Below are 14,039 nucleotides of genomic sequence, written 5' to 3'. Positions count from 1 at the left end.
ATGCAAAGGAATGCCCATGTCAGCGCAGAAATACTCCGTCAATCAGCACCTGATCGAAACCTTGCTGACTTGGGTGATATCCGGAGAGATCGCCATCCCGGAAATCCAGCGGCCGTTCGTGTGGGATGCCACCAAAGTGCGCGATCTGATGGACAGCTTGTATCAGGGCTTTCCGGTGGGTTACATCATTGCCTGGCGCAACCCGACGGTGAAGCTAAAGGACGGCTCGCTGGCCGAAGGCAAGAAGGTGTTGATCGATGGTCAGCAGCGGGTAACGGCACTGACTGCCGCCATCGCCGGGCAGCAGGTAATCAACCAGGATTACCAGCAGGTGCGTATCCGCATCGCCTTTCACCCTATTGAGGAGCGCTTTGAGGTCAGCAACCCGGCTATCGAGAAGGACAAAACTTGGTTTTCCGATATCGCCCCCATCGTCAGCGGTGAGCTCAAGGCGCACAAGGTGGGCCGTGACTATCTGGAGCTGAATCCCGGGGTGGACGAAGATCTGCTCTACGAACGGCTGGACAGGCTGTGCGATATCACCAAGAAGCAAATCGGTCTGATCGAGCTGGCAGCTGATCTGGATATCGAGACGGTCACTGAAATCTTTATCCGCATCAATTCCAAGGGTGTGGTGTTGAGTCAGGCGGACTTTGCCATGTCGAAGATCGCTGCCAACGAGGAGTTCGACGGCAACACGCTACGCAAGGCGATCGATTATTTTTGCCACCTGTCCATTGCGCCGGAGTTTTACGCGCACATCGAGAACAACGACAAAGCGTTCGTGCAGACCGATTACTTCAAGGCCATGCGTTGGCTGAAGGGCGAGAACGACGACTTGTACGACCCCAGCTACTCGGACATGTTGCGGGTTGCATTCACCACTCGTTTCAACCGTGGACGACTGTCGGACCTGGTCGGCCTGCTCTCGGGGCGTAACTTCGAGACTCGCAGCTACGAGAAGGAAATCGAAGAGGCGTCGTTCAAGACCCTGAGCGAAGGGGTGAAAGAGTTCATCAACGAGACGCACTTCAAGCGCTTTCTGATGATCGTCCGCTCGGCCGGTTACGTGGATAGCTCCACGATCGGTTCGGTCAACGCGCTCAACTTCGCCTACGTACTGTACCTCAAGCTCAAACGCGACCTGGGCAACAACCCCAATATCGAAAGCTGGGTGCGCCGCTGGTTTGTGATGTCGCTGCTTACCGGGCGCTACTCGGGCTCTCCGGAATCGCGGTTCGACAAGGACATCAAGGCCGTGCACGACCGGCCATTTGCCGAGGTGTTGGCGGAAATCGAAGCCGCAGATTTGTCCGACGCCTTCTGGGATTTCGGCTTGCCGCAGGCGCTGAACACCTCCTCAGTCAACGCCCCGGCCATCAAGGTATTCTGGGCCGCGCAGGCCAATCGCGGGGACAAGGGCTTCCTGTCCAAGGACATCACCGTGCGCGACATGCTTACGCACCACGGTGACATCCACCACATCTTCCCGAAGAACTTCCTCAAGCAGCGGGGGCTGCTCAGAAGCAAGTACAACCAGGTGGCCAACTACGTGTACGTGCAGCAGGAAGTGAACATCAAAATCGGCGACACCGCCCCGGCGGCCTACATGGACGCTGTTTTCGCGCAGTGCTAGAAGGGTGAGGCCCGCTACGGTGCGATCACCCGAGTGGATGATCTCAAGGCCAATCTGGCCGCCAACTGTCTCCCGGAGGATCTGGCAGCCTACCAGCCCGAGCGGTTCGAAGCGTTTCTGGCCGAGCGTCGTAGGCTGATGGCGCAGAAGATCAAGCAGTATTACTGGGCGTTGTAAATGACGCAGGCAGCGCAAATAAGTTTACTTTCACATAAGAAATATTACTTTTCACGGCAATTTCCTCAGCCTTTACTGTTGCCTAACATAATGTTTTAACTGAATAAAACGAGTTGGCACGGAATGCGCTATAGGACTGAACACCTGAATACCAAGGAAGTATGAAAATGTCAGAGCTCAAGAAATTCCAAGTCCAAAGCGCTCGTCCACTACCGGTCATCGTATTGGCGGATACCAGCGGCAGTATGTCCGTCGACGGCAAGATCGAAGCCTTGAACAAAGGGCTCAAGGACATGATCGCCAGCTTTTCAGCCGAGAGCCGCCTGCGCGCGGAGATCCAGGTCAGCGTGATCACCTTTGGCGGCAGCCAAGCTGAGTTGAGCCTGCCTCTGACCCCGGCTCATCAGCTGCAAAGCTTTACACCGCTACTTGCAGAAGGCACGACCCCACTGGGCGGCGCTCTATCGCTGGCCAGCCAGATGATCGAAGACAAAGATTGCATCCCTTCCCGTGCCTACAAGCCGGTAATCGTGCTGGTATCCGATGGCTACCCCAATGATGACTGGCAAGGTTCCTTCGCTAGTCTGGTCAATGGTGAACGCTCCTCCAAGGCCACTCGCTTTGCCATGGCTATCGGTGCCGATGCTGATGAGGCCATGCTCGGCGACTTCGCCAATGACCCTGAGGCACCGCTGTTCCGTGCCGAAAATGCTCGCGATATTCACCGCTTCTTCCGTGCGGTGACTATGAGCGTCAGTGCGCGGAGTCAGTCGGCTACGCCTAATCAATCTACACCCTTACAGATTCCCAACGCTGACGACCAAGACTGGGAATTCTGATGCCCTTGTTGGCAGCTGGGGCATCCGTGCGAGGCCCTTCGCATCAGCTGGATGGTGCGCCCAATCAGGATGCCTTATGCGTCAGCGGTAACCGAGGCGGCTGGTGTGTCGCTGTGGCTGATGGGCTGGGCAGCCGGCCACTTAGTCATATTGGCTCGCAGAAGGCCGTCCAACTGCTCAGGCAGTTGGCCCGACAGCGACAGGGCATTCCGCCCGGTGAAGTTGTCCCGGCTTTGCGTGATGCCTGGCTGGCGCATTTTGGTGATCGCTACAGAGCCCATGAGACGACCTGTCTCTGGGCCAGGGTGGATGCATCCGGACAAGGTGCGGCTGGTCAGGTTGGGGATGGTCTGCTGCTGGTCAGAAACCAGGGTGTATTTCAGGTGCTTACTGACCAGCGCCAGGGGTTCGGCAATCAGACCAATACCTTGGCGCAGGCTGGCACGCAGGGTTGTTACAGCACAGTGCTTGAGTTGAGCCAGCCGGGTGATGGCGTGTTGCTGATGACGGACGGCATATCGGATGACCTAATTCCAGAACAGCTAGAGCCATTCTTCGATGCGATCTACCAGCGTCAGTTGCGCTGCAGCAAACGCCGCATGCGCCAGTGGCTGACACGAGAGCTACACAGCTGGTCCACACCTCGTCATGGCGACGACAAGAGCATCGCTGGAATTTTCAGAGCGGATTGAAGCAGATGACCACGACTACGACAGCGCCGCAGAAGCGCGTGGTGCAGGACACCAAAGGCTCGGTTTATGAGCTGCGGGAGGAATTGAGCCGCGGTGGCCAGGGTATCGTCTACCGGACTCAGTATCCCCAGGTTCTGATCAAGGGTTTTACCAATAAAGATGAGCAAGTCCGCCAACGTTGGCATCGCCATATTGCTTGGCTGATTCACCAAGATCTCAGTGATCTGAAACTGGCCAGGCCGCTGGCTCTGCTGGCTGAGCCGCGCTTCGGCTACGTTATGGAGCTGATGGATGGTCTGGTTCCGTTGCAAGGCCTTCTAGACAGCTTCATCAATGCAGAAGATGAGGCGTCTGCCGATTATCTTCGGCAGGGTGGCCTGCGGCGGCGTATCCGTATTCTGAGCCAGCTGGCCAGAACACTGAATCAACTACATGCGCGCGGCATGCTTTACGGCGATCTATCCCCGAGCAACATCTTCGTATCGGATGACCCCATCCATGCGGAAACCTGGCTGATCGACTGCGACAACATCAGTCTCGAAGCGCACAGCGGCATGACTTTGCACACGGCTGACTATGGCGCCCCAGAAGTGGTGCGTGGTGACGCGCTGCTGTCCAGTCTGACGGACATTTGGAGTTTTGCTGTCATCGCCTATCAGTTGCTGACCCATAACCACCCCTTTAAGGGCGAGTTGGTCAGTGATGGGGAGCCTGAAGAGGAGGAGGCCGCGCTGCGTGGTGAACACCCTTGGATCAATGACACGCGGGACGATGCCAATCAGTGTTTTGCCAACCTGCCCATCCAACTGATTGAGCACAGTCGGCTGCCAGTGCTCTTCAGCCGCTGCTTCGAGCAGGGGCGGCATCGCGCCAGTGAGCGACCGTGTATGGCCGAGTGGCTTGAGGCGCTGGCGGAAATTGACGAGCGCCTCTACTGCTGCGCCGGTTGCGGAGGCACTACCTTGCTGCCTGCGAAGCTTGATTCACTCGATGAAGCGTCATGCTTTTTCTGCGACGAACCTGCCGATAGCCGGCTGGTGTTGTTCGAGGAGTTTATCGCTCTGCCGGACGAAGCAGAGGGTTCGCCTGAGGAGCCAGGCAACATGATTGCCACTGGCCGCAAGGTATGGCTGCAACCGGGGGGCGATCTGGAGCTCAAGCGTTTGATGCCCACCTTCAGCTATGACCGTTGGCCCGCGGACCATCTCCGCATCGAATACTCCGATCAGGGGCTTGGCATCTACCCGCTGCCGCAGAGCAAATTGCATTTGCAGCGGGGCTCAGCGAAGAAGCCACTGGAGCGATACCAGGGGCTCAAGGAAAGTCTGCGCGGACAGCATGAGGAGCCTTATCGGCTCCATGTGGGTGAGCTGGCAGAGTCCCATGTCATTTGGCAGTTCCGGTGGTGATGGCGTATGGAATTTAAAGACTTTCCCCTGCTGTCCGAGGATGTGTTGGCGCTTTCTTCAGATGAGCTCATCGATGGCTTTCAGGCTGGTCAGGTGATTTTTCTCCAGAGCTATCAGGACGAGTGGCTGGCGATTCAGGGCGACTTACGTGTCAGGGTGAGCTGCGCTCCGGCTGATCATGGTCTTTTTAGCCGCCTAGTAATGCGCGATCAGAGCCGCTGGCTGCTGACCAGCAAACAGAGCAGCCAGCTACTGGTGCAGTACTGCGCACCAGTCGAAGTGTCCGCCATGCAGCTTGAGCTTGGGGTCGACGAGCTGATTGCCGATGATCTCTATGGGAAGCAGGAAATCGCCGATAAGAGCATCGAGCTCGCCTGCCGATGGTTCGCGGAGCAGTTCCTGGTGCGTGGGCTGGACGAGGGTGACTGGCTCACAGTCGCGCGCTTTAGCAACAGCACCTCCAAGGGAGGCTTCCAACTGCTGGGCAAGGGTTGGCGCGCCGATGTGGAGCAACGACAGGACCGTGGACTGCTGATCAAGCGCATTACCCGCCACTCGCGCCGTGACGGCGCGTTTTCCTTGCTGATCGGCCAGTTTGAGTTCCGTGATGCTTCTGTTGCCGCGGTTCTCAATAGCGCCAGTCAACAGGCGTTGCTGGATGCCGCGCTGAGAGATAGCGCCAGCTATTTGGAGTTGTGGAATCTCTACAACGACAAGGAGTGGCAGGGTGCGCTGATGAAGGCAGAGACGTTGCGCTCGCTGCGCTTCGTTCACTGGGAGGGTGCCGAAGAGGGACGTGAGAACGTATGGCGTCTGACGCCGAAATCTCAAGATGACTATCGGGAGTTCAGGGAGCGTTGGCGCAATCTTGAGTTGTCGGCAGACACTCAGGTTGACTTGGGTGCTGAGCGCCCTGACTGGTCGGAAGAGCTCACCACTGAGGAAGCAAATAAGGCTGCAAGCACTCCGCGTGGCACCATCCGCTTCGAGGCGGACTGCGTCATCTTTAAGCCAGCCTCAAACCGTCGTGGTGTTCGCCCTAAACAGGCAGAGGGCTGGTTGTACCTCTCATTGGCAGGTCATCGCTCCGTAGGGAAGCGGCGCTTGGCGGCGAAGCGTTCGATTGATTCGGGTAAGCGGTTGCCTCAACTGAAGTGGCTTTTGGAGGGGGTTGCGGTACCTGCAGCTAGGCATCGAACTATTCCAGCGATGACGCCCTACGCACGGGAAACGTTCAAAGGAGGGGAACCTACCCCGACGCAAAAGGATGCCTTGTATGCGGCACTGAACACACCGGATTTAGCCATCATCATTGGCCCTCCAGGTACAGGCAAGACTCAGGTGATCGCGGCGCTTCAGCGGCGCTTGGCTGAAGAGGCACGGGATCAGAACATTTCTGCGCAGGTTTTGATCAGCAGTTTTCAGCACGATGCTGTAGACAACGCTCTGGATCGCAGTGATGTGTTCGGCTTACCTGGCGCGCGCGTGGGTGGTAAGCGCGGCGCGAGCGATGAGGCGTCACTGATCGATCCCTGGCTTGAGCGGCATGCAGCCCATTTGCAGGAAAAAATTACTGCGGAGTACAGCAAATACCCGGAGCTGGAGCTAATCAGGGATTTGTCGACCAGGTTAGCGCTAGCTCGAGTTGTCGGTGTATCGCAAGTTCAGCAGGCGGAAGCATTCGACCGCATTTTGGATGGACTGCAAGGTTTGGATCAGAGCGGTCTGGTATTGCCGCCCAGGCTGGAAAGTCAGCTCGAAGACTATATCGAGCAACTCAAGAAGCAGGCGCCCAGCTTGGCCGAGAGCCAGCCGGACGGACAAGCCTTGCGACGCATTCGAGCACTACGTATCGAGGCCTCTTCATTTGGCGACGATGGTCCTGATCGAGCCTGGGATTTGTTCAGTTGGTTGAAGCGTCATGGCCAAGGCAGCGCCGAGTTGCTGGCATTGCTGCAAGACGCTGCGGATAGCTCGCAGCTAGAGGAATCTGCCCTACATGCGCTTGCGGACTGCCAGGCTCGTCTACTCGAACAGTATTTGCCCGACTACCGGCCTACGGAGTTGAGGCGTCAGGCGGATCCTGAGGGTCAGACTCTGCTTGATGAAATCGACAGGCATCTAGAGAGCAAGCTGCGCCAGCGCAAACAGGGTGTGGCCTGGGTGCTGGAGCAGCTAGCCGACAGCCTGGCGATGGACCGCAATGCTGCTCAGGCTGTCGTTAATGAGTACTCCATGGTGGTGGGGGCAACCTGCCAGCAAGCTGCTGGCCGGCAGATGGCGAGCCTGAAGTCAGTGGCTGGTCTGGATAGCACCGATATTGAGTTCGACACCGTGGTGATCGACGAGGCCGCACGCGCCAATCCTCTGGATCTGTTTGTGCCGATGTCCATGGCCAAGCGGCGCATCGTCCTGGTAGGAGATGACCGGCAGTTGCCGCACATGCTCGAGCCTAACATTGAAGGGCAACTGCAGGAGGAGCACGAGCTGACCGAACTGCAATTGGCTGCGTTTCGCTCCAGCCTGTTCGAGCGCATGCGTGTGAAGCTGCAAGACCTGGAGAAGCAGGACACGATTCGCCGGGTCGTGATGCTGGATACCCAGTTCCGGATGCATCCCATACTGGGGAATTTCGTCAGCAAACAGTTCTACGAGGCTGTTGGTCTTGGGGAGGTACGCTCCGGCAAGGCTGCGGGAGATTTTGTTTTCTCCCAGGATTTTCTGGGTGCTCTAGGGGAGCTTGAGCAGCACTACCGAGGCCGGGTATGTCAATGGATCGACGTATCCGTTTCCCAGGGCAAGGATCAGCGCCCCGGGACCGGGACGAGTCGAGTCCGGGATATTGAGGCCCAGCGCATTGCTGAAGAAGTGGTCAGGCTGATGCAGGCCGGAGGTGACAGCCTCTCGATTGGCATCATCACTTTCTATGCGGCGCAACGTGATCTGATCATGGAGAAGCTTGCTCAGCAGCGGATAGAGGGGGTTGCGTTGATGGAGCGGCGCAACGGCTCCTATGAGCCACACGAGCATTTCAAATGGGCCAGAAAGGTGCGAAGCGATGGCTCAGTCAGCCTCGAAGAGCGACTGCGTATAGGTTCAGTCGATGCCTTTCAAGGCAAGGAGTTTGATGTCGTCTTATTGTCCTGCGTACGTACCTATCAGCAGGCAAGGCCTGGGCAAGCGAGCGGAGATGTAGTCGCTGACCGTGAGAAGCAATTGAATCGCCAGTTTGGCTTCCTGCGTTTGCCGAACCGAATGAACGTGGCCATGAGTCGCCAGCGGCAAATGTTGATCTGCGTGGGGGATGCTGCACTGGCAACCAGTCCCGAGGCGGAAGAGGCTATGCCGGCATTGGCGGCTTTCTACCGGATGTGCAGAGGTGAGCATGGCAGTCTTCGTTGAAACCGGCACATACCTCAGGTTCGGCCTTGCTCCGAGGAGCAAGAAAAGGCCGGTGCTTTGGCCTGTGCTGGTGCATCGAGTGCTATACCCGGACGCCAAGCGAACGCAGTTGAATTTTTTTCAGCGTGCGGTGCTTGGGTTGATTCGTGCGCGCACTGTCCGCGACGAGGCTATCGCCGAGTTGACCGGGCTTCACCAGAACCTGATTAAGCTGATATTGGCTCAGGGCGTGAGTAATGGCTGGCTGGTGGAGAATGCTCAGGCATTGACGGCCAAGGGTGAGCGCCTGCTAGACGACGAGGAGATAGACGAGGCCAACCTGAAAACTGGCTATTTGCTACAGGACGCACTAACGGGACAGTTTTGGCCGCGCCTTGTTGCTCAGCTAAATCTACTAGAGCCAAAGGATCCGCTGGCTCACTATCCTGAATTCCTGAGCGAAAGAAAGACCGGAACTACCATCCGACCGTACATGATCGCAAGCGGAAGAGCTGATCTACCTGCACTTGATCATGAGTCCTTGACGCTAGCCTACCGGGATTATCGTGAAGACTATCGATCGAGCCAGCAGCTCGGCCAAGGCAACCAACTGTCGAAACAGATCAGTTTGCAGGGCGTGCAGCGACTGGATGATGCACCGCAATCTGCGCGGGCGCTTATCTGGGTGACGGCTGATGACGATGGCGTTGATCTTTGGTCGGTCAAGGATCCATTTGAGCTACGTGAGAATGCCTGGTGGCTGCAGGGCACACTTCTTCAGGTGATTGAGCGTGACGCCAAACTGCTCGCTCGTCTTGAGCCATTGGTGAGTGCGCCGCGTGCCGACAATCAAAGTGTCGAGCAATGGTTGGAGGCCTTGCGCAAGCAGACAGAGCTGCAGGTGCTAATTGAGTTCCCCTGGGTTGATCGCCAACCTGACATCAAGCGCCATTTGGCAGCACTGCTGGTGCGCAGGGAGAAGCTTCATCAAGGAGACAGCCACGACCAAGAGTTGGATGCGGCGATGATGGAGTGCCAGAAGCTGCTAGAGGTTGTCATGCAATGGCTAATTCGCACGTATCCAGCCGACGTCGGGCAGCTACCAAAACAGCAGCGGCCCGATCCGAAGCTCAATCGGCGGATTCTCTCAGCGTTGCAGATTCCTGCATTCACTGAGGATGTAATCAGGCTGCTATCTAGGCAGAAGATCGATCAAGTTGTCAGGGCCTGCTCCAAGCCAAGCGACTCACTCAAGGCCCTCCTGTTTGCCGCATCCATGGGCACTCTTAAGGCTCGGCAGCACCCGCTCAAGGTGCTGGGTGATAGGGATCTACAGTTGGCCAAGCTCCTGGAGCTTGCGGCCCTACGTAACCAGAGCAGCCACGCCCAGAGCAGTTTTACCGGACGAGAAACAACTCAAATCACCAGTTGCATGGCGCTGGGCAGTATTCAATACGCCTTGGGCTTCACCGCATGTTTTAAGGAATGGATGTGATGGGGAAGAAGAGCTCGAATAAATTTGGCCCTCAGCAGATGCCTGCTGCTGCAACTGCCACGGCAGGAGTTCCGCGCCCTTCGTTGGAAAAGCTGATCCCTGTGTGGAGTGCTTCATTTGAGAACGCATCCAAGGTTTATCAGTCGTTTGATATGAGCCTTGATATTCATGTCGAGCCGGATTGGTTGCGTAGCGTGTGCGAGCGCTTCCAGTCTGATGGCGACACTGATCTTGCACGATGGATTGAGCAGTTCGCGGATGTGTGCAAGGAGCTTGTGCGGTTCAAGGAGCGCCTGTGTGATGAGGCTTCAGAGCGTTGGAACGAGGCTAACAAGCTAGCGTCCACTGTTGAGGTTCGGGAGCAAGTCATTGCTACAGAGCAGCAAGCGCTTGAGGTGGCGAGAGCAGCGTTGGCTCTTGCTCAGGCCGATTTTTCCGGCGACCAGCAGGCGCTGGCCAAGAGGAAGTCAGAACTGCTGGATGCTGAGCGTTCACTCAACATGCGCGAAACAAATGCGCAAGCCGGCTTCGTCGAGCAAAACGAAGATGCTCTGCGCCAGCTTGAGGATCGCCAGCGTCAGATGGTTCAGCAGCATGAGATTCAGTTACAGCGTTTGCAGGAGGAGAAGCGCCAGCTTGATAGCGAGCTTTCTTCGGTCGCCCGACGTCTGGCAGAGGTCAAATTTAACTGTACCGAGGCTGAGGCTGAACGCGTTAGTCAATTGGATCAGCGCGAGCACGAAATCAAGCAAAGCAAGATGGAACTTGATCGTGCGCGCAGCAGGCTTGATCGCGAGTGGTCCGAAATAAAAACGGCAGAAGTGGAAATGGAACAGCGCATTGCCACTGAAATGGCGGCAGAGCGTACGAGCCACGCTCAAACCATTTCTAGCCTGGAAAGTCAGCGTGATAGGGCCTGGAATAAAGCTGAAGAGTTAAAGAAACAGCTGGCTGATATGCAGGAGCTAAAGCTGGCGCTGGGTGAGCGAACAGGTAGAGAGATTCTGGAGCAGCTTGACAGCCTGACCCAGGAAAACAGGGTCCTGAAGCGTGACTTGGAACAGTCGGACACCGCTGAGCTTCAGCGGGAAAATGAATACCTGCGTAACAGCAAGGCTGATCTGGAGCGGGATCTTTCAGCTCTGCGACCCGAGCTCGATGAGCTGCGGCGAGAACTGAGCAGCAAGCGTGTCGCATCGACTGAGTTGGAGGCTGTTGCGCGTGAGAAACGAGTGTTGGAACAGCACAAAAATACGCTGGCAGTGCATATAGATGATCTGGAAAGCCGCATTGAGCAACTGACCAGCGCACAGAAGACGCAGACTCCATTCCCGGCAATGTCGCTGATGGACTCGGGTCGTGAGTACCGAGCCAGCATGGAGCTTGAGGAAGTGCCCGATCTCAAGTTGTTCGCCGAAGAGCTGCAGCACCGGATTGCCAAGGCCGAAAAGCATGTAGAGCTGTTCTATCCACTCGAAGATATTCGCGTGCTGCTTGGCGGCTTGTCCATGAGCCAATTGCATATATTCCAAGGCATCAGCGGAACTGGCAAAACAAGTCTGGCCAAGGCTTTTGCCAAGGCAATGGGGGGCTTCTGCACGGACATCGCCGTCCAAGCCGGTTGGCGTGATCGCGACGATCTACTGGGGCATTACAACGCTTTCGAGCGGCGCTTTTACGAGAAAGACTGTTTGCAGGCCCTGTACAAGGCTCAGACCCCCCGCTGGCAGGACACCTGTAACGTCATCCTGCTGGACGAAATGAATCTATCTCGCCCCGAGCAGTACTTTGCCGAGTTCCTCTCCGCATTGGAGAAGAACAATCGGGACGAGCGCTTGATCAGTCTGTCCGAGACGGCCCTACCAAATGCACCCACGATGCTACATGAGGGGCGCAAGATCCTGGTGCCAGGAAATGTCTGGTTCATTGGTACGGCCAATCATGATGAAACTACCAATGAACTGGCTGACAAGACCTATGACCGTGCTCATGTGATGACACTGCCCAAGCAGGATCATCGTTTCGATATCAAGAAAATGGAGCCGGTGAACTACTCCTATCGCTCTTTGCGCAAAGCATTTGACCGCGCTCGTGAAGGGCGAAAGGTGGAGGTTGTTGAGTTGCTGAAGCGCTTGACTAGTGACGCATTCACTGAGCAGTTGGGCAGCCAGTTTGCGCTTGGGTGGGGCAATCGCTTTGAAAAGCAGGCTCTGGATTTCATTCCCGTGATGCAGGCTTGCGGAGCTTCTTCTGGTGATGCGCTGGATCACCTGTTGTCCACAAGAGTTATGCGACAAGGCAAGGTCACCGGTCGCTACAACGTGGGCGTAGAGGCCGTCAGAAATCTGAAAGATGCCTTGGAGGCTTTCTGGGTCGAGACCAACCTTGATGGGGAGCCACAAAAGTCTCTTGAGCTACTGGACGCTGATATTCGACGCCTGGAAGGCCGCAGCTGATGTGGGTTGATCGACTCACTGGCGCGCAATGTTGCCAGCTACCATCGGTCATTGAACAAGGTCGCTATCAGCTTGCTGCCGGCGGACCAGCCTTCAATGGTCATACGCCGGCTTTTTCAGGCGTTTTGGTGAGTGATGGAGGCGATCGCTGCCAGCTGGGCAGTGAGGTGCGCTCCTTTGTTCTACCGCAGCAGGCTCAGACTGCGGCGACAGAGCTGTTGTACAAGGCCATCGAAACCATCGACGCTGATGTACAACAACAGCCTTCACTGATGTCGCCGTTAATGCCAGCAGCGATCATTGATGCTCAAAGCCATCTTCAACCCTTTGAAGAGTGCTTGCTTGATGTGGTGCAACAAGGGCATCTACATCAGATATCTCAACGTCCGCGCCTAGATCTTCACTATGAGGATGAGGTGACCGATGTCGCAAGGGCGCGGCGACTAGCAAAAGGTGCTTTGGTGCATTTGGCATCACATTCAGAATGCTGGCAGCGGCAGACGCTGAGCGGAGTGATTCCCAAGAAGGTTTTAGCGCGATTCAGCGAGGATGATTGGGGCATCTACGAAAACCGCGTTTATGCCCGGTTGCTGGATAAGATTGAGCGGCATCTGCAGAGGAGGCTGTCGGCACTGAAGAGCCTTCAAGCAACCTTGGATCAGGCATTGAAGTTCTATCAATCTGAGGATGTTGATTTTCGTCTTTCTCACGAGGTTTGCCGACTTTGGGGGATGACATTTGATCAAGCGGCAACCAGCAAGGCTTCTGAGCTTCTAAGCGAAACATTAGGGACTCTTCAGCGTCTTCATCGAACCATTTCGGGGTTGCAGCAAAGAGGCTTGTACCTGCTGGTCAGCCGGCAGGCACAGGTCACAGGAGCGTTGCATCTAACCAACATCCTCAGCCATGACCCGCATTACCGGCATCTAGCGATTCTTTGGGATCTTTTGGCTAAGACGACGGTAGCTAATCGCAAGACTCCTGAGGAGCGGTTCAGGCAGAACCAATATCTGGCCAATGCCTATTCACGTTATGCCGGGTTAGTTCTGCGCCATGCGCTGAATCCTTACCTACATGGGCAAGATGATGGTACTTGGGGCGGTAGGCGCATACGTCTTCAGCAACGAGGGCTGGAGTGGCAGTTGGTGAGCACCGCCCCAAGCGGGGAGGTATCCGATGAGCCTCTTCTCACCGTGGTGCCCTGGCTGAGCGATGTCTCTTTGGTGGAGGAGCTTCAACAGCCTTCTGTGGATAGATACATAGCTTGGCCCGCTATTGGTCAGGAACCTCCACAATCGGCATATCAGGGTAACTGGATAGCGCTCTCCCCATCAGACATGTACTGCGTTGAGCGTTTTGGTCAGCTCGTTGATCAGGCACTTTATCGCATGGTTCTGTTGTCGTATGCCCAGCCGATCACCAAGATTCCGATGCAAGCGCTTACATTGGCTGGCTCTATCAAGGGAGTGCATGTTGACCATCAGAATCATGTGCTTGAGGTTAGAGAGGCTGTTTCCGAAAGCTCGATTGTCGCACTGACGGACGCCCTGATAGCGGCTAATTCAAAACGCCAAGCAGGTGCACTGAAACAGCACAACCAGGGGATATATGCCTTGGAAAATTGCCCTGTTTGTAAAGCAAAGGTAGCCCTGTCTTTTCAGAGCCCTGCGGGCTTTAGAGCCAATTGCGAGAGATGCAGCACCGAGCGTTACTTGCGGCAACAGGATGGTCGACTCGTATTTGAGCAGACAGTCTCAGGTCGTACTGGTTTTCCTACCTTGGGCCGCAGAGCGTTTTCTATAGAGGTATAGATTAGCGCCAATGCATCCAAATTCTTCAGATGTTACTTAGCTTATTAAGCATAGCTTGATGTAATCCCAGTAATTGCGAAGCAATACTCCTTTGTGGGGGCGGGGGTTCTCCCGTTCGTATGTGCAGTGCGGTTGTCATGAGC

9 protein-coding genes are annotated in these 14,039 nt (G+C 56.0%); all 9 read left to right on the top strand.

Translation table 11 applies throughout. From position 1 onward, the window contains the following. Positions 1-16: 16 nt before the first annotated feature. Complete coding sequence (locus QE393_RS15630; RefSeq protein WP_310044516.1) at positions 17-1,636, top strand: DUF262 domain-containing protein; 1,620 nt, start codon at positions 17-19, stop codon at positions 1,634-1,636. Positions 1,637-1,669: 33 nt separating this feature from the next. Then, the gene (locus QE393_RS15625; RefSeq protein ID WP_310044515.1) at positions 1,670-1,813 is read left to right on the top strand and encodes a hypothetical protein; all 144 of its coding nucleotides are present in this window, start codon (positions 1,670-1,672) and stop codon (positions 1,811-1,813) included. Positions 1,814-1,980: 167 nt separating this feature from the next. After that, positions 1,981-2,652 carry a VWA domain-containing protein gene (locus QE393_RS15620; protein ID WP_310044513.1) on the top strand — a complete coding sequence of 224 codons (672 nt, stop codon included), beginning with the start codon at positions 1,981-1,983 and terminating at the stop codon, positions 2,650-2,652. Next, complete coding sequence (locus QE393_RS15615) at positions 2,652-3,344, top strand: PP2C family serine/threonine-protein phosphatase (RefSeq protein ID WP_310044511.1); 693 nt, start codon at positions 2,652-2,654, stop codon at positions 3,342-3,344. Before QE393_RS15620 ends, QE393_RS15615 begins: the two co-directional genes overlap by 1 nt. Positions 3,345-3,349: 5 nt before the next feature. Further along, on the top strand, positions 3,350-4,753 hold the full coding sequence (locus tag QE393_RS15610) for a protein kinase domain-containing protein (protein WP_310044508.1): 1,404 nt from the start codon (positions 3,350-3,352) through the stop codon (positions 4,751-4,753). 6 nt (positions 4,754-4,759) lie between these two features. Continuing rightward, positions 4,760-8,155 (top strand): AAA domain-containing protein, encoded by a 3,396-nt coding sequence (locus tag QE393_RS15605; RefSeq protein ID WP_310044505.1) that lies wholly within the window; start codon positions 4,760-4,762, stop codon positions 8,153-8,155. Then, positions 8,139-9,629 carry a hypothetical protein gene (locus QE393_RS15600; protein WP_310044503.1) on the top strand — a complete coding sequence of 497 codons (1,491 nt, stop codon included), beginning with the start codon at positions 8,139-8,141 and terminating at the stop codon, positions 9,627-9,629. Before QE393_RS15605 ends, QE393_RS15600 begins: the two co-directional genes overlap by 17 nt. Then, complete coding sequence (locus tag QE393_RS15595; RefSeq protein WP_310044501.1) at positions 9,629-12,085, top strand: AAA family ATPase; 2,457 nt, start codon at positions 9,629-9,631, stop codon at positions 12,083-12,085. Before QE393_RS15600 ends, QE393_RS15595 begins: the two co-directional genes overlap by 1 nt. Next, positions 12,085-13,896, top strand: coding sequence for a hypothetical protein (locus tag QE393_RS15590; protein WP_310044499.1), 1,812 nt, complete (start codon positions 12,085-12,087; stop codon positions 13,894-13,896). The genes QE393_RS15595 and QE393_RS15590 overlap by 1 nt, the downstream gene beginning before the upstream one ends. The last annotated feature ends 143 nt before the right edge of the window (positions 13,897-14,039 follow it).

It is taken from the genome of Pseudomonas sp. SORGH_AS_0211 (assembly GCF_031453455.1).
GTDB lineage: Bacteria > Pseudomonadota > Gammaproteobacteria > Pseudomonadales > Pseudomonadaceae > Chryseomonas > Chryseomonas aestiva.
Note: the sequence above shows the minus strand (reverse complement) of the source record. Positions and strands in the feature narration are given on the sequence as shown.